Source organism: Pseudomonas sp. GD03858 (assembly GCF_029840925.1).
Taxonomy (GTDB): domain Bacteria; phylum Pseudomonadota; class Gammaproteobacteria; order Pseudomonadales; family Pseudomonadaceae; genus Aquipseudomonas.
The window spans coordinates 112,415-129,454 of the sequence record NZ_JAOCDM010000002.1 but is presented as its reverse complement, the minus strand read 5'-3'; the positions used below and the strand labels follow the sequence as shown (position 1 = coordinate 129,454).

Here is a 17,040-nt window from a genome sequence, read left to right as displayed (position 1 = left end):
TGTATACACTTCCCGAAAAACAATAATGATCGGGGGGTGGAACATGCGCATCTGGCGGCGGAGCATCCAGTGGCAACTGATCGCAAGCATGGGCGCCGCCCTGCTGGCGAGCATTCTGGTGGTGGTGGCGATCTACACGATGGCGCTCAACCGCCTCACCGAACGCTACCTGGTGGATACCGCGCTGCCGGCCAGCGTCGAGGCAATGCGCAACGATATCGAGCGCATGCTCGGCCAGCCGCTGGTGGCGGCGGCTGATATCGCCGGCAACACCCTCCTGCGTGACTGGTTGGCCGCTGGTGAAGCCCCGGCCGAGCTGCCGCGTTTCATCGAGTACCTGGACGCGGCCAAGCAGCGCAACCATGCCTTCACCACCCTGTTCGCCTCGACCGTCAGCGGCCACTACTACAACGAGAAGGGGCTGGACCGCACCCTCAGCCGCGCCAATCCCAAGGACTCATGGTTCTACGGCTACATCGACAGTGGCGCCGAGCGCTTCATCAACATCGATATCGACGGCTCGACCGGTGAGTTGGCGCTGTTCATCGACTATCGGGTCGAGAAGGACGGCCAGCTGGTCGGCGTGGCCGGCATGGGCCTGCGCATGACCGAACTGTCGAAGCTGATCCACGACTTCAGCTTCGGCGAGCACGGCAAAGTGTTCCTGGTGCGCAATGACGGCCTGATCCAGGTCCATCCCGACCAGCAGTACAGTGGCAAGCGCCAACTTGCCGAGCAGTTGGACGCCGAGGCGGCCAAGGCGGTGCTGGTTGGTGGCGAAGGTCTGCGTAGCAGCCGTTTCCAGCGTGATGGCGAGGACTACCTGGCTCTGGGCCTGCCCCTGCGAGACCTGAACTGGACCCTGGTGGCCGAAGTGCCGGAGGCCGAGATCTACGCCCAGGCGCGTCAGGCCATCTGGCAGACCTGCCTGATCGGCGGTGGCGTGGCACTGCTGTCGTTGTTGCTGGTGGTGCTGCTGGCCCGTGGCTTGGTGCGACCGATTCGCCAAGTCACCGCGGCACTGGTGCAGATCGGCGGTGGCGCGGGTGACCTCAGCCATCGCCTGGATGATTCGCGTCAGGACGAACTGGGCGACCTAGCCCGGGGCTTCAACCGCTTCCTCGACAGCCAGCGTGGCCTGATCGGTGAAGTGCTGCGCACCACCGAACGCCTGCATTTTTCGGTAGAGCAGGTGACCCAGGTAGTGGACAACACCGCCGAACGCTCGGGCCGCCAGCAGGAAATGACCGAGATGGTCGCCACCGCCGTGCATGAGATGGGCCTGACCGTGCAGGACATCGCCCAGAACGCTGGCTCCGCCGCCCACGCCTCGCAGTCGGCGCGCGACGAGGCGTTGCAGGCGCGGGAGGTGGTACGCCGTTCCATCCACAACATCGAAGGCATGTCCGGGGAGATCGGCCGGGCTGCCGAGGCGGTGACGCGACTGGCGGACGAAGTCGCCTCGATCGACGAAGTGCTGGCGGTGATCCGCAGTATTTCCGAGCAGACCAACCTGCTGGCGCTCAACGCCGCCATCGAGGCGGCGCGGGCTGGAGAGATGGGCCGGGGCTTCGCCGTGGTGGCCGACGAAGTGCGGACCCTGGCGCGGCGGACCCAGGTGTCCACCGATGAAGTGCAGCAGATGATCCAGCGTCTCAAGCACGGCGCGGGCACGGCGGTGGCGTCGATGCAGGCGGGTCAGCAGGCGACCGGCAACGGAGTCGAATCGAGCCAGCGCACCGGGGCCTCGCTGGGGGCGATCACCGATCAGGTCGAGCGCATCAGCGGGATGAACGAGCAGGTGGCCACGGCGACCGAGGAGCAGTCGGCGGTGACCGAGGAGATCAACCGCACGGTGCAGGGGATTTCCGACCTGGCGCGGCAGACGGCCAGCGAAGTGCAGGGGTGTCGCGAGGAGTGCCAGGCGCTGCGTGGATTGGCCGATGACCTGGCGCGGCAGATGGGCGGGTTCAGGCTTTAATCGGTGCTGGATTCTTCGCGGGTAAACCCGCTCCCACAGGTTGTTCACTGCCCTTGTGGGAGCGGGTTTACCCGCGAATGCGATCGGTCAGGCGCCGAAGATGGCGCGGATATCCGCCGCCAGCTGACGCACGCGTGTTTCCTCGGTATCCCACGAGCACATGAACCGTGCGCCACCGCTGCCAATGAAGGTGTAGAAACGCCAGCCCTTGTTGCGCAGCGCCTCCAGCGCATGCTCCGGCATCTGCAGGAACACCCCGTTGGCCTCCACCGGGAACATCAGTTCCACGCCCGGCAAGTCACTCACCAGTGATGCCAAGAGCTGTGCGCAGTGGTTGGCATGCTGGCCATGGCGCAACCAGGCGCCGTCCTCCAGCAGCCCGACCCACGGCGCGGACAGGAAGCGCATCTTCGACGCCAGCTGCCCGGCCTGCTTGCAGCGGTAGTCGAAGTCCTCGGCCAGGTCGCGGTTGAAGAACAGGATCGCCTCGCCCACCGCCATGCCGTTCTTGGTGCCGCCGAAGCACAGCACGTCGACGCCGGCCTTCCAGGTCAGCTCGGCCGGCGAGCAGCCGAGGAAGGCGCAGGCATTGCTGAAGCGCGCGCCATCCATGTGCAGGTTCAGGCCCAGTTCCTTGCAGGTGGCGCTGATCGCCTTGAGCTCGTCGGGGCGGTACACCGTGCCCACTTCGGTGGCCTGGGTGATGGTCACCACGCGCGGCTTGGGGTAGTGGATGTCCTGGCGCTTGAGGGCCACTTCGCGAATCGACTGGGGCGTCAGCTTGCCGTTGACGCTGGCGGCGGTCAGCAGCTTGGAGCCGTTGGAGAAGAACTCCGGCGCGCCGCATTCGTCGGTCTCGACGTGGGCGGTCTCGGAGCAGATCACGCTGTGGTAGCTCTGGCACAGCGAGGCCAGGGCCAGGGAGTTGGCGGCGGTGCCGTTGAAGGCGAAGAACACCTCGCAGTCGGTCTCGAACAGCTTGCGGAAGTATTCCGAGGCGCGTTCGGTCCACTGGTCGTCGCCATAGGCGCGGTCGTGGCCGTGGTTGGCCTTTTCCATGGCGGCCCAGGCTTCGGGGCAGATGCCGGAATAGTTGTCGCTGGCGAATTGTTGATTGTTGTCGGTCATGACGCCTGTCCTTTTGTACGACGCAGGATCGCACTGTAAACCATCGATTTGGCGGTTGCCTATACAGGCTGTTTGAACCGGATGCAGCCTTGTGGGAGCGGGCTTGCCCCGCGATTGCGCCAGCCCTGCCAATGGTTTTACCCGCACCACCGTCATCGCGGGGCAAGCCCGCTCCCACAAGGCCCCAGCATGGCGCTTTCAGCCAATGTCGTAAACGCGCCATTGCAAGGCGCGCGCAGGCATCTGTACCGCCGTGCCCGGTCATACCATCGCCGCAAAGGGTGGGAAAACCCTCACCAGACAAGAAACGATCGCTGCCGGGAGATACACGATGTTCAGCAAGCAAGACCAGATCCAGGGTTATGACGACGCACTGCTGGCGGCGATGAATGCCGAGGAACAGCGCCAGGAAGATCACATCGAGCTGATCGCCTCGGAGAACTACACCAGCAAGCGCGTGATGCAGGCCCAGGGCAGCGGCCTGACCAACAAGTACGCCGAGGGCTACCCAGGCAAGCGCTACTACGGTGGCTGCGAGCATGTGGACAAGGTCGAAGCCCTGGCCATCGAGCGCGCCAAGCAACTGTTCGGCGCCGACTACGCCAACGTTCAGCCGCACTCCGGCTCTTCGGCCAACAGCGCCGTCTACCTCGCCCTGCTGCAGGCCGGCGATACCATCCTGGGCATGAGCCTGGCCCACGGCGGCCACCTGACCCACGGCGCCAAGGTGTCGTCCTCGGGTAAGCTGTACAACGCCGTTCAATACGGGATCGACACCAATACCGGCCTGATCGACTACGACGAAGTCGAGCGTCTGGCTGTCGAGCACAAGCCGAAGATGATCGTCGCCGGTTTCTCGGCCTACTCGAAGACCCTCGATTTCCCACGTTTCCGTCAGATCGCCGACAAGGTCGGCGCGCTGCTGTTCGTCGACATGGCCCACGTCGCTGGCCTGGTCGCCGCCGGCCTGTACCCGAACCCGATCCCCTTCGCCGACGTGGTCACCACCACGACCCACAAGACCCTGCGCGGCCCGCGTGGTGGCCTGATCCTGGCCAAGAGCAACGAAGAGATCGAGAAGAAGCTCAACGCCGCCGTGTTCCCCGGCGCCCAGGGCGGCCCGCTGATGCACGTGATCGCCGCCAAGGCGGTGTGCTTCAAGGAAGCACTGGAGCCTGAGTTCAAGAGCTACCAGAAACAAGTCATCGAAAACGCCCAGGCCATGGCCCAGGTGTTCATCGAACGTGGCTACGACGTGGTCTCCGGCGGCACCGACAACCACCTGTTCCTGGTCAGCCTGATTCGCCAGGGCCTGACCGGCAAGGACGCCGACGCCGCCCTTGGCCGTGCCCATATCACCGTCAACAAGAACGCCGTGCCCAACGACCCGCAGTCGCCGTTCGTCACCTCCGGCCTGCGCATCGGCACCCCGGCCGTCACCACCCGTGGCTTCAAGGTCGCCCAGTGCGTGGCGCTGGCCGGCTGGATCTGCGATGTGCTGGACAACCTGGGCGACGCCGATGTCGAGGCCGATGTGGCCAAGAACGTCGCCGCGCTGTGCGCCGACTTCCCGGTCTACCGCTGAGTGGAGCAGAACACCATGCAACGTTATTCGGGCTTCGGCCTCTTCAAGCACTCCCTCAGCCACCACGAGAACTGGCAGCGCATGTGGCGCACGCCGACCCCTAAGAAGGTCTACGACGTGGTCATCGTCGGCGGTGGCGGGCATGGCCTGGCCACGGCCTACTACTTGGCCAAGGAACATGGCATCACCAATGTGGCGGTGGTCGAAAAGGGCTACCTGGGCGGCGGCAACACCGCCCGCAACACCACCATTGTGCGCTCCAACTACCTGTGGGACGAGTCGGCGCACCTGTACGAGCACGCCATGAAACTTTGGGAAGGGCTGTCCCAGGACATCAACTACAACGTGATGTTCTCCCAGCGCGGCGTCTACAACCTGTGCCACACCCTGCAGGACATTCGCGACTCCGAGCGCCGGGTCAACGCCAACCGCCTCAACGGCGTCGATGGCGAGCTGATCCGCACCGAGCAGGTCGCGGCCGAGATCCCGTACCTGGACTGCTCGAAGAACACCCGCTACCCGATCCTCGGCGCCACCGTGCAGCGGCGTGGCGGCGTGGCCCGTCACGACGCCGTGGCCTGGGGCTTCGCCCGTGCCGCCGACGCCCTGGGCGTGGACCTGATCCAGCAGACCGAGGTGATTGGCTTTCGTAAAGAGAACGGCGCCGTGATCGGTGTCGAGACCAACAAGGGCTTCATCGGCGCCAAGCGCGTCGGCGTGGTCACCGCCGGCAACTCCGGGCACATGGCCAAGCTGGCCGGTTTCCGCCTGCCGCTGGAGTCGCACCCGCTGCAGGCGCTGGTATCGGAACCGATCAAGCCGATCATCGACAGCGTGATCATGTCCAACGCCGTGCACGGCTACATCAGCCAGTCCGACAAGGGCGACCTGGTGATCGGCGCCGGTATCGACGGCTGGGTCGGCTACGGCCAGCGCGGCTCCTACCCGATCATCGAGCACACCCTGCAGGCGATCGTCGAGATGTTCCCGATCCTCTCCCGCGTGCGCATGAACCGCCAGTGGGGCGGCATCGTCGACACCACCCCCGACGCCTGCCCGATCATCTCCAAGACCCCGGTGAAGAACATGTTCTTCAATTGCGGCTGGGGCACTGGCGGCTTCAAGGCCACTCCCGGCTCGGGCAACGTGTTCGCCGCGAGCCTGGCCAAGGGCGAGATGCACCCATTGGCCGCGCCTTTCTCCATCGACCGTTTCTACAACGGTGCGCTGATCGACGAACACGGCGCCGCTGCCGTCGCCCACTGACCCGGAGACAACCGTCATGTTGCAAATCTTCTGTCCCCACTGCGGCGAGCTGCGCTCCGAGGAAGAGTTCCACGCATCGGGCCAGGCGCACATCGCCCGCCCGCTGGACCCGAATGCCTGCTCGGACGAGGAGTGGGGCACCTACATGTTCTTCCGCGACAACCCGCGCGGCATCCACCACGAGCTGTGGGATCACGTCGCCGGTTGCCGCCAGTACTTCAACGTCACCCGCGACACCGTGACCTACGAGATCCTGGAAACCTACAAGATCGGCGAGAAGCCGCAGGTCACCGCCGCCTCGAAACAGAGCACCGCGCCAGCGACCGCCAAGGGCCAAGGGGAAAAAGTATGAGCCAGACCTATCGCCTCGCCAGCGGCGGCCGTATCGACCGCAGCAAGGTGCTGAACTTCAGCTTCAACGGCAAGACCTACCAGGGCTATGCCGGCGACACCCTGGCCGCCGCGCTGCTGGCCAACGGCGTCGACATCGTCGGGCGCAGCTTCAAGTACTCGCGTCCGCGCGGGATCATCGCCGCCGGCACCGAAGAGCCGAATGCCATCCTGCAGATCGGCTCCAGCGAAGCCACCCAGATTCCCAACGTGCGCGCCACCCAGCAGGCCCTGTATGCAGGCCTGGTGGCCAACAGCACCAACGGCTGGCCGAACGTCAACAACGACATGATGGGCATCATCGGCAAGGTCGGCGGCAACATGATGCCGCCCGGGTTCTACTACAAGACCTTCATGTATCCCAAGTCGTTCTGGATGACCTACGAGAAGTACATCCGCAAGGCGGCGGGCCTCGGCCGTGCGCCGCTGCAGAACGATCCGGACAGCTACGACTACATGAACCAGCACTGCGACGTGCTGATCGTCGGCGCCGGCCCTGCTGGCCTGGCTGCCGCGTTGGCCGCCGCCCGCAGCGGTGCCCGGGTGATCCTCGCCGACGAGCAGGAGGAGTTCGGCGGCAGCCTGCTGGACACCCGCGAGACCCTCGACGGCAAACCGGCCGCCGAATGGGTCAGCGCTGCGGTGGCCGAGCTGGAAAGCCTGCCGGAGGTCACTCTGCTGCCACGCAGCACGGTCAACGGCTACCACGACCATAACTTCCTCACCATCCATGAGCGTCTCACCGACCACCTAGGCGACCGTGCGCCGATTGGCCAGGTGCGCCAGCGTGTGCATCGCGTCCGTGCCAACCGTGTGGTGCTGGCTGCCGGCGCCCATGAGCGTCCTCTGGTGTACGGCAACAACGACCTGCCGGGCAACATGCTGGCTGGCGCCGTATCGACCTACGTGCGCCGCTATGGCGTGGCCCCGGGCCGCAAGCTGGTGCTGTCGACCAACAACGACCACGCCTACCGTGCCGCGCTGGACTGGCACGATGCCGGTTTGCAGGTGGTCGCCATCGCCGACGCCCGCCACAATCCGCGTGGTTCGCTGGTCGAAGAGGCCCGCGCAAAAGGCATCCGTATTCTCACCTCCAGCGCGGTGATCGAGGCCAAGGGCAGCAAGCACGTCACCGGCGCCCGCGTGGCCGCCATCGATGTGCAGGCGCACAAGGTCACCAGCCCTGGCGAAACCCTCGAGTGCGACCTGATCGCGACTTCCGGTGGCTACAGCCCGGTGGTTCATTTGGCCTCGCACCTGGGCGGTCGCCCGGTATGGCGTGAAGACATCCTCGGCTTCGTGCCGGGCGATGCACCACAGAAACGTGTCTGTGTCGGTGGCGTGAACGGCGTCTACGCCCTGGGCGATGTGATCGCCGATGGCTTCGAAGGCGGTGTGCGCGCGGCCACCGAGGCCGGCTTCAAGGCCAGCGTCGGCACCCTGCCGAAGACCCTGGCGCGCAAGGAAGAGGCCACCGTGGCGCTGTTCCAGGTGCCGCACGACAAGGGCACCGCCCGTGCGCCCAAGCAGTTCGTCGACCAGCAGAACGACGTCACTGCGGCTGCCATCGAACTGGCCACCCGCGAGGGCTTCGAGTCGGTCGAGCACGTCAAGCGCTATACCGCGCTGGGCTTCGGCACCGACCAGGGCAAGCTGGGCAACATCAACGGCCTGGCCATCGCCGCCCGTTCGCTCGGGATCGGCATTCCGGAAATGGGCACCACCATGTTCCGCCCCAACTACACGCCGGTGACCTTCGGCGCGGTGGCGGGCCGGCACTGCGGCCACCTGTTCGAGCCGGTGCGCTTCACCGCCCTGCATGCCTGGCACCTCAAGAACGGCGCCGAGTTCGAGGACGTTGGCCAGTGGAAGCGCCCGTGGTACTTCCCCAAGCCCGGCGAAGACATCCATGCCGCCGTGGCCCGCGAATGCAAGGCCGTGCGTGACAGCGTCGGCCTGCTGGACGCCTCGACCCTGGGCAAGATCGACATCCAGGGCCCGGACGCCCGCGAGTTCCTCAACCGCATCTACACCAACGCCTGGACCAAGCTCGACGTGGGCAAGGCCCGCTACGGGTTGATGTGCAAGGAAGACGGCATGGTCTTCGACGACGGCGTCACCGCCTGCGTCGGCGACAACCACTTCATCATGACCACCACCACCGGCGGCGCCGCCCGCGTGCTGCAATGGCTGGAGCTGTACCACCAGACCGAATGGCCGGAGATGAAGGTGTACTTCACCTCGGTCACCGACCACTGGGCGACCATGACCCTGTCCGGCCCCAACAGCCGCAAGCTGCTGGCCGACGTCAGCGACATCGACCTGGACAAGGAAGGCTTCCCGTTCATGAGCTGGAAGGAAGGCCTGGTCGGCGGCGTGCCGGCGCGGGTGTTCCGCATCTCGTTCACCGGCGAGCTGTCGTACGAGATCAACGTGCAGGCCAACTACGCCATGGGTGTGCTGGAGCAGATCGTCGAGGCGGGCAAGAAATACAACCTGACCCCGTATGGCACCGAGACCATGCACGTGCTGCGCGCCGAGAAGGGCTTCATCATCGTCGGCCAGGACACCGACGGCTCGATGACCCCGGACGACCTCAACATGAGCTGGTGCGTGGGTCGCAACAAGCCATTCTCGTGGATTGGCCTGCGTGGCATGAACCGCGAGGACACCGTGCGCGAGAACCGCAAGCAACTGGTGGGCCTCAAGCCTGTGGACCCGAACGTGTGGCTGCCCGAGGGCGCCCAGCTGGTGTTCGATCCCAAGCAGCCGATCCCGATGGACATGGTCGGTCACGTCACCTCCAGCTACGCGGCCAACTCCCTGGGCTATTCGTTCGCCATGGGCGTGGTCAAGGGTGGCCTCAAGCGCATGGGCGAGCGGGTGTATTCGCCGCAGGCCGACGGCAGCGTGATCGAGGCCGAGATCGTGTCTTCGGTGTTCTTCGATCCGAAGGGCGAGCGGCAGAACGTTTGATTTCAGGAAGACGCGATCTTTGTGGGAGCGGGCTGGCCCCGCGATGCGATGGTGGCCTTGATGCCGCTATCGCGGGGCAAGCCCGCTCCCACGAGGTCAGTGGTTCCTCGCACAAGAATTCAAGGCAGGTAAGAAATGAGCGCTATCAACGTCTTCCAGCAAAACCCAGGCTCTGACGCCAAGGCCCAGTCGCCGCTGCACCACGCCGACCTGGCCAGCCTGGTCGGCAAGGGCCGCAAGAATGCAGGCGTGACCCTGCGCGAGAAGAAATTCCTCGGCCACCTGACCATTCGTGGCAACGGCCACGACCAGGCCTTCGCCGGCGGCGTGCACAAGGCCCTGGGCCTGGAGCTGCCGGTGGCCCTGACCGTGGTCGCCAACAACGAGATGTCGCTGCAGTGGATGGGCCCGGACGAGTGGCTGCTGATCGTGCCCGGCGGCCAGGAATTCGCCGTCGAGCAGAAACTGCGCGATGCCCTCGACGGCCAGCATATCCAGGTGGTCAACGTCAGCGGTGGGCAGACCCTGCTCGAATTGAGCGGCCCCAACGTGCGCGACGTGCTGATGAAGTCCACCAGCTATGATGTGCATCCGAACAACTTTCCGGTCGGCAAGGCCGTCGGCACGGTGTTCGCCAAGTCGCAACTGGTGATCCGCCGCACCGCCGAGGACACCTGGGAACTGGTGATCCGCCGCAGCTTCTCCGATTACTGGTGGTTGTGGCTGCAGGACGCGTCGGCCGAATACGGTCTGGCCATCGAAGCATAAGGAGCAACAACATGAGTCGGGCACCGGACACCTGGATTCTCACTGCCGACTGCCCGAGCATGCTCGGCACGGTCGATGTGGTGACGCGTCATCTCTACGAGCAGCGCTGCTACGTCACCGAGCACCACTCCTTCGATGACCGGCTGTCGGGGCGGTTCTTCATTCGCGTGGAGTTCCGCGTGCCGGATGGCTTCGACGAAGATGCCTTCCGCGCAGGGCTGGCCGAGCGCAGCGAGGCCTTCGGCATGGCCTTCGAGCTGGTCGCGCCGAATCACCGCCCCAAGGTGGTGATCATGGTGTCCAAGGCCGATCATTGCCTGAATGACCTTTTGTATCGCCAGCGCATCGGCCAACTGGCCATGGACGTGGTCGCGGTGGTGTCCAACCACCCCGACCTCGAACCGTTGGCGCACTGGCACAAGATTCCCTACTACCACTTCGCTCTCGACCCCAACGACAAGCCGGCGCAGGAGCGCAAGGTAGTGCAGGTGATCGAGCAGACCGGCGCGGAGCTGGTGATCCTCGCCCGCTACATGCAGGTGCTGTCGCCGGAGCTGTGCCGCAGGCTCGATGGCTGGGCGATCAACATCCATCACTCGCTGCTGCCCGGGTTCAAGGGCGCCAAGCCGTATCACCAGGCCTACAACAAGGGCGTGAAGATGGTTGGCGCCACCGCGCACTACATCAACAACGACCTGGACGAAGGCCCGATCATCGCCCAGGGCGTCGAGGTGGTTGACCATGCCCACTATCCCGAGGACCTGATCGCCAAGGGGCGCGATATCGAATGCCTGACCCTGGCGCGGGCTGTCGGTTATCACATCGAGCGGCGGGTGTTTCTTAACGCCAATCGCACTGTCGTTCTCTGATCAAGTGCCGGGGCTGCTGCGCAGCCCTTTCGCGACACGAGGCCGCTCCTACAATGTCCGCGTTTGCCCTGGCTGACGCGGTCCCCTGTAGGAGCGGCCTCGTGTCGCGAAAGGGCCGCACAGCGGCCCCGGCTTTTGGCCTGCCGTGAACAGGTATCTGCCTGTCGCATCCAGTCACCGCCCCACCGCCCATCCAGCCCACAATCCCCTTCATCCAGTAACACAGGCCGCCCACGGACGGCGGCGCTTTCCACCACCGCTGCATAAATACAAATCAAGCGAGGTAAGAGCATGTCTGGTAACCGTGGAGTGGTGTATCTCGGCGCGGGCAAGGTCGAGGTGCAGAAGATCGACTACCCCAAGATGCAGGACCCGCGCGGCAACAAGATCGAGCACGGGGTCATCCTCAAGGTGGTCTCCACCAACATCTGCGGCTCCGACCAGCACATGGTCCGTGGCCGTACCACCGCCCAGGTCGGCCTGGTCCTGGGCCACGAAATCACCGGTGAAATCGTCGAGATGGGGCGTGATGTCGAACGCCTGAAAATCGGCGACCTGGTGTCGGTACCCTTCAACGTCGCCTGCGGCCGCTGCCGCTCCTGCAAAGAGATGCACACCGGCGTCTGCCTCACCGTCAACCCGGCCCGCGCCGGTGGCGCCTACGGCTACGTCGACATGGGCGACTGGACCGGCGGCCAGGCCGAGTACGTGCTGGTGCCCTACGCCGACTTCAACCTGCTGAAACTGCCGGACCGCGACAAGGCCATGGAGAAGATCCGCGACTTGACCTGCCTTTCCGACATCCTGCCGACCGGCTACCACGGCGCCGTCACCGCTGGTGTCGGCCCGGGCAGCACGGTATATGTCGCCGGTGCCGGCCCGGTCGGCCTGGCCGCCGCTGCTTCCGCGCGCTTGCTGGGCGCCGCCTGCGTGATCGTCGGTGACCTCAACCCGGCCCGCCTGGCCCACGCCAAGGCCCAAGGCTTCGAGGTGGTCGATCTGTCCAAGGACACGCCTTTGCATGAGCAGATCGTCGACATCCTTGGCGAGCCGGAAGTGGACTGCGCCGTCGACGCGGTGGGCTTCGAGGCTCGCGGTCACGGCCATGAAGGCGCCAAGCACGAGGCCCCGGCCACCGTGCTCAACTCGTTGATGCAGGTGACCCGCGTGGCCGGCAAGATCGGTATCCCCGGCCTGTACGTGACCGAAGACCCGGGCGCGGTGGATGCCGCTGCCAAGATCGGTGCGCTGAGCATCCGTTTCGGCCTGGGCTGGGCCAAGTCGCACAGCTTCCACACCGGCCAGACCCCGACCATGAAATACAACCGCCAACTGATGCAGGCGATCATGTGGGATCGCATCAACATTGCCGAGGTGGTGGGCGTGCAGGTGATCAGCCTGGACCAGGCACCGGAAGGCTATGGTGAGTTCGACGCGGGCGTGCCGAAGAAATTCGTGATCGACCCGCACAAGACCTTCAGCGCGGCGTGATGGCCAGCCCTTCGCGGGAAAGCCCGCGAAGGGCTCTGGCGGTGATTGGGCCGGAACAAAGTGCCGCACTCCCAGTCCAACCCTCGTTTCCCGGCCATTCCGGCCGACGAGGTCCCTCCCGATGAAAGCACTCACCCTGGCAACCCTGATGACCCTGGCCGCAAGCCCGGTGTTCGCCTTCAACCTCAACGATGTCGCCAATGCGGTCTCCGCCACGCAGAACCCGAGCGGTCAGGTGCAGGCCCCTGCGGCGCAGGCCAACCTGCTCAATACCTTGGGCAGCGAGCTGAAGATCACCCCGGAACAGGCCATTGGTGGGGCGGGAGCGATGCTCGGGCTGGCGCGCAACAACCTCAGTGGCGATGACTATGGGCAACTGACCAAGGCCGTGCCGGGGCTGGACCTGCTCTCCGGTAACAATGCCCTGGGTGGGTTGGGCGGCCTGGGGCAGTTGCTGGGCAAAGACAAGAACAGTTCGGCCCTGAGCAATGCCCTGGGCGGTGAGGTGGAGAATCGCAACGACCTGGATAACGCCTTCAAGGCGCTGGGCATGGATACCGGGATGATCGGCCAGTTCGCGCCGTTGATCCTGCAGTACCTGGGGCAGCAGGGGATCGCCGGATCGCTGCTGCAGAACCTGGGAAGCTTGTGGAATACCCCTGCGCCGTTGAGCCAGCCATCGGTCTGAGCGCCCTACACACGGCACTGTAGGAGCGGGCCTGCCTGCGATTAGGCCATTGGCTTCAACGCATCTCGGCGCGCAACTCCTCGATCCGCTGGTCCTTGTCCAGCCACAGCTGGTTGACCCAGGCCTGCACCGTCTGGCGGAACGCCGGATCGCTCTCGTAATCGCCTTCGCTCAGCGCCGGGTCCAGCTCACGCACGCGAATGTCGATGATCACCCGGCTGATGCTGCCATTGAGCAGGTCCCAGAACCCCGGCGCCTTGTCGCCGGGATAGACGATGGTCACGTCGAGCAGTGCATCCAGCTGCTCGCCCAGCGCCGCCAGCACGAAGGCCACGCCGCCGGCCTTGGGCTTGAGCAGGTGGCGGTAGGGCGACTGCTGTTGCTCGCGCTTGGCCTCGGTGAAGCGGGTGCCTTCCAGGTAGTTGACCACGGTCACCGGCTGGCGCTTGAACAGCTCGCAGGCGGCCTTGGTGATTTCCAGGTCCTTGCCCTTGAGTTCCGGGTGCTTGTCGAGGAACGCCTTGCTGTAGCGCTTCATGAACGGGTAGTCCAGCCCCCACCAGGCCAGCCCCAGCAGCGGCACCCAGATCAGCTCTTTCTTGAGGAAGAACTTGAAGAACGGCACCCGGCGATTGAGGCTTTCGATCAGCGCGGGGATGTCGACCCAGGTCTGGTGGTTGCTGACGCACAGGTATGAAGTGTCCTTGCGCAGCGTGTCGACGCCGCGGATGTCCCATCGGGTGGGGATGCACAGGGCGAAGATGACTTTGTCGATCTCCGACCAGGTTTCGGCGACCCACATCACCGCAGCCGATGCGTAGTCGCGGCCACGGCCCGGCAGCACCAGCTTGAGCAGGGCGAAGACCAGCAGCGGACCGATCAGCACCAGGGTGTTGAGCAGCAGCAGGGTGAGGGTGAGGATGCCGGTCAGCAGGCGACGCATAAAGGAGACTCTTGTTGTCGGAAGGAAACGGTTGGCAATGATAAGCAGGGCGACGGCCTACGCCAAACGTCGTACGTCCATTAACTGGGACAAATGTTTCACATTGTGTTGTTTACCCTGTGACAACGAACCTATCCTGCCTGTCTGGTCTAAGCACTGACCCCTCTCAAGGAAGCCCGCATTGTGAAACCCCTGCTTGCCCTGCTGTCCCTTCTGGCGCTGCCGGTGATGGCCGCGGAACCGACGCTTTATGGCCGTTACGAGAACATCGCGCTGCCGGAGATCGGTGAAACCCTCAAGGCCAAGATGGACACCGGTGCCTATACCGCGTCGCTGTCGGCCAAGGATATCGAGCTGTTCAGCCGTGATGGCGAGGACTGGGTGCGTTTCCGCCTGGCGACCAAGGCTGCCGACGGCAAGGTCTACGAGCACAAGCTGGCGCGCATCAGCAAGATCAAGAATCGCGCCGACGAGGAAGACGAAGGCGATGTACCCGAGCTGTCGCGGCGCCCGGTAGTGGACCTGGAGCTGTGCCTGGGCGATGTGAAGCGTACCGTGGAGGTCAACCTGGTGGACCGCAGCAGCTTCAACTACCCGTTGCTGGTGGGCGCCAAGGCCCTGCGCGAGTTCAAGGCGGCGGTGAATCCGGCGAAGAAGTTCACCGCGGGCAAGCCTGACTGCTGATTCGCCAGCTACAAGCTGCAAGCTGCAAGCTGCAAGCTGCAAGCTGCAAGCTGCAAGCTGCAAGCTGCAAGAAACAGCGGATCGGTGTAAGTTGCCACGATCCGTTTTCACTTGCAGCTTGCAGCTTGCAGCTTGCAGCTTGAGGCTTGCCGCTCAGATGCCCCACATCCTCATCGTCGAAGACGAAGCCGCCATCGCCGACACCCTGGTCTACGCCCTGCAGGCCGACGGCCACAGCACCGACTGGGTGACCCTCGGCAGCGCCGCCGTCGAGCAGCAGCGTCTGTGCCCGGCTGACCTGGTGATCCTCGACATCGGCCTGCCCGATATCAGCGGTTTCGAAACCTGCCGCCAACTGCGCCGCTTCAGCGAGGTGCCGGTGATGTTCCTCAGCGCCCGTGACGCCGAGATCGATCGCGTGCTGGGCCTGGAAATCGGCGCCGACGACTATGTGGTCAAGCCCTTCAGCCCGCGCGAAGTGGCGGCGCGGGTGCGGGCGATCCTCAAGCGCATGGCGCCGCGCGCCGAGCCCGCCGAACCGCTGGCGTTCCAGGTCGACACCCTGGCCATGCGCATCGTCTATCGCGGTCAGCCGCTGGCGCTGACCCGCCATGAGTTCCGCCTGCTGCAATGTCTGCTCGAGCAACCGCGCCGGGTGTTCAGCCGCGAGCAATTGCTCGATGGCCTGGGCGTGGCCTCGGACGTGGGCTACGAGCGCACCATCGACAGCCATATCAAGAGCCTGCGCGCCAAGCTGCGTCAGGTCGCGACCGACGCCGAGCCGATCCAGACCCACCGCGGCCTGGGCTACAGCTACAGCCCGGATCACGCCTGATGCGCCTGGGCATTCGCATCTTCCTGGTGTACTTCCTGTTCGTCGGGCTGGCCGGGTATTTTTTGCTCAATACCGTGCGCGAGCAGATTCGCCCGGTGGTGCGCCAGGCTTCGGAAGAGACGCTGGTGGACACCGCCAACCTGCTGGCGGAGATCCTGCGCGACGATCTCAGGCACGGCACCTTGAACCAGAGCCGGCTGTCGCACGTCCTGCAGTCCTACGGCGAGCGCCGACCGAGCGCACAGATCTGGGGCCTGGCCAAGACCCAGGTCAGCCACCGCATCTACGTGACCGATGCCAAGGGCATCGTGCTGCTCGACTCCACCGGCCAGGACCTGGGCAAGGACTACTCGCGCTGGAACGATGTCTACCTCACCCTGCGCGGCCAGTACGGCGCGCGCTCGACGCGCAGCGATCCGGAGGATGAAAACACCTCGGTCATGCACGTGGCGGCGCCGATCCTCGACGCCGGCAAGGTCATCGGCGTGGTCACCGTGGCCAAGCCCAACAGCTCGCTGCAGCCGTACATCGACCGTTCCGAGCAGCGCCTGCTGACGCTCGGGGTGGGGCTGATCGTGCTCGGCCTGCTGGTCGGCGCGGCTTTGTCGTGGTGGCTGACCCGGTCGTTGCGGCGCCTGACCCACTACGCCGAGGCCGTCAGCGCCGGCGAGCGCGCCGCCTTGCCGCACTACAAGGGCGGCGAGCTGCTGCAACTGGCCACGGCGGTGGAGCGCATGCGCACGCAACTGGAGGGCAAGGCCTACGTCGAACGCTACGTGCATACCTTGACCCACGAACTGAAGAGCCCGCTGGCGGCGATCCGCGGCGCCTCGGAGCTGCTCCAGGGCGAGATGCCCGCCGAGCAGCGGGCGCGCTTCGCCGGCAACATCGAGCGCGAGAGCGAGCGTTTGCAGCAGATGATCGAGCGCCTGCTCAACCTGGCCCGTGTCGAACAGATGCAGGCACTGGAGGATGAGCAACAGGTGGCGTTGGCAGCGTTGGTCGACGAGCTGCTGCTGGGCCATGCGGCACGGATAGAAAGCAGCGGCTTGCGAGTGCGCCAGCGGCTGCCGGAGGGGACACGACTGCTGTGCGACCCGTTCCTGATGCGTCAGGCGCTGGCCAACCTGCTGGACAACGCCCTGGATTTCACGCCACCCGGTGGCGCGCTGCTGTTCGAACTGGAGCGGGCGGGGGAGCGGGTGGCGCTGAGCCTGTTCAACGAAGGGCAGGCCATTCCCGGCTATGCCATCGGCCGGGTCGCCGAACGTTTCTACTCCTTGCCAAGGCCAGGCTCCGGACGCAAGAGCACGGGCCTGGGGCTGAACTTCGTCGCCGAAGTCATGCAACTGCACGGCGGGGCGCTGGCGGTCGACAACGTCGACGGTGGCGTGCGGGTCAGGCTGTGGCTGCCGGCGCGGCGCTTCGGCTGAGCG

14 protein-coding genes are annotated in these 17,040 nt (G+C 65.2%); 12 read left to right on the top strand and 2 right to left on the bottom strand.

Translation table 11 applies throughout. The features are described from left to right. Positions 1 to 43 precede the first annotated feature (43 nt). Positions 44 to 1,981: a methyl-accepting chemotaxis protein gene (locus N5D48_RS01560; RefSeq protein ID WP_279880358.1), complete on the top strand. Its 1,938-nt coding sequence runs from the start codon at positions 44 to 46 to the stop codon at positions 1,979 to 1,981. A gap of 87 nt (positions 1,982 to 2,068) precedes the next feature. On the opposite strand, the gene N5D48_RS01555 is transcribed toward N5D48_RS01560, so the two are convergent. Continuing rightward, the gene (locus N5D48_RS01555; RefSeq protein ID WP_279880356.1) at positions 2,069 to 3,109 is read right to left on the bottom strand and encodes a low specificity L-threonine aldolase; all 1,041 of its coding nucleotides are present in this window, start codon (positions 3,107 to 3,109) and stop codon (positions 2,069 to 2,071) included. A gap of 331 nt (positions 3,110 to 3,440) precedes the next feature. Here N5D48_RS01555 and N5D48_RS01550 point away from each other — a divergent pair, with 331 nt between their 5' ends. The 8 genes from N5D48_RS01550 (at position 3,441) to N5D48_RS01515 (ending at position 13,142) form a co-directional block, all read left to right on the top strand. Further along, the gene (locus N5D48_RS01550) at positions 3,441 to 4,694 is read left to right on the top strand and encodes a serine hydroxymethyltransferase (RefSeq protein ID WP_054892148.1); all 1,254 of its coding nucleotides are present in this window, start codon (positions 3,441 to 3,443) and stop codon (positions 4,692 to 4,694) included. A gap of 15 nt (positions 4,695 to 4,709) precedes the next feature. After that, positions 4,710 to 5,960: a sarcosine oxidase subunit beta family protein gene (locus N5D48_RS01545; RefSeq protein WP_011536148.1), complete on the top strand. Its 1,251-nt coding sequence runs from the start codon at positions 4,710 to 4,712 to the stop codon at positions 5,958 to 5,960. A gap of 16 nt (positions 5,961 to 5,976) precedes the next feature. After that, positions 5,977 to 6,312: a sarcosine oxidase subunit delta gene (locus N5D48_RS01540; RefSeq protein WP_028688435.1), complete on the top strand. Its 336-nt coding sequence runs from the start codon at positions 5,977 to 5,979 to the stop codon at positions 6,310 to 6,312. Continuing rightward, positions 6,309 to 9,326 carry a sarcosine oxidase subunit alpha gene (locus N5D48_RS01535; protein WP_279880353.1) on the top strand — a complete coding sequence of 1,006 codons (3,018 nt, stop codon included), beginning with the start codon at positions 6,309 to 6,311 and terminating at the stop codon, positions 9,324 to 9,326. The genes N5D48_RS01540 and N5D48_RS01535 overlap by 4 nt, the downstream gene beginning before the upstream one ends. Positions 9,327 to 9,461: 135 nt before the next feature. Continuing rightward, positions 9,462 to 10,094 (top strand): sarcosine oxidase subunit gamma family protein, encoded by a 633-nt coding sequence (gene soxG / locus N5D48_RS01530; RefSeq protein WP_279880351.1) that lies wholly within the window; start codon positions 9,462 to 9,464, stop codon positions 10,092 to 10,094. An 11-nt stretch (positions 10,095 to 10,105) separates the two neighbouring features. After that, positions 10,106 to 10,963 carry a formyltetrahydrofolate deformylase gene (gene purU / locus N5D48_RS01525; RefSeq protein ID WP_279880349.1) on the top strand — a complete coding sequence of 286 codons (858 nt, stop codon included), beginning with the start codon at positions 10,106 to 10,108 and terminating at the stop codon, positions 10,961 to 10,963. Between the two features lie 291 nt (positions 10,964 to 11,254). Next, complete coding sequence (fdhA, locus tag N5D48_RS01520; protein WP_279880346.1) at positions 11,255 to 12,454, top strand: formaldehyde dehydrogenase, glutathione-independent; 1,200 nt, start codon at positions 11,255 to 11,257, stop codon at positions 12,452 to 12,454. A 121-nt stretch (positions 12,455 to 12,575) separates the two neighbouring features. Continuing rightward, a complete protein-coding gene (locus N5D48_RS01515; protein ID WP_279880344.1) occupies positions 12,576 to 13,142 on the top strand; it encodes a DUF2780 domain-containing protein in 567 nt (188 codons plus the stop codon). Positions 13,143 to 13,197: 55 nt separating this feature from the next. Here the strand turns inward: N5D48_RS01515 and N5D48_RS01510 are convergent, their stop codons facing one another. Next, positions 13,198 to 14,085, bottom strand: a complete 888-nt coding sequence (locus N5D48_RS01510) for an acyltransferase (protein WP_279880342.1) — start codon at positions 14,083 to 14,085, stop codon at positions 13,198 to 13,200. 183 nt (positions 14,086 to 14,268) lie between these two features. Between N5D48_RS01510 and N5D48_RS01505 the strand changes: the two genes are divergently transcribed. The 3 genes from N5D48_RS01505 to creC all read left to right on the top strand — a co-directional run bounded on the left by N5D48_RS01505 (position 14,269) and on the right by creC (position 17,037). Continuing rightward, on the top strand, positions 14,269 to 14,769 hold the full coding sequence (locus N5D48_RS01505; protein ID WP_279880340.1) for an ATP-dependent zinc protease: 501 nt from the start codon (positions 14,269 to 14,271) through the stop codon (positions 14,767 to 14,769). A 157-nt stretch (positions 14,770 to 14,926) separates the two neighbouring features. Continuing rightward, positions 14,927 to 15,604: a two-component system response regulator CreB gene (creB, locus tag N5D48_RS01500; RefSeq protein WP_279880338.1), complete on the top strand. Its 678-nt coding sequence runs from the start codon at positions 14,927 to 14,929 to the stop codon at positions 15,602 to 15,604. Then, entirely contained in the window at positions 15,604 to 17,037 is a 1,434-nt protein-coding gene (gene creC / locus N5D48_RS01495) for a two-component system sensor histidine kinase CreC (RefSeq protein ID WP_279880336.1), read from the top strand. The genes creB and creC overlap by 1 nt, the downstream gene beginning before the upstream one ends. The last annotated feature ends 3 nt before the right edge of the window (positions 17,038 to 17,040 follow it).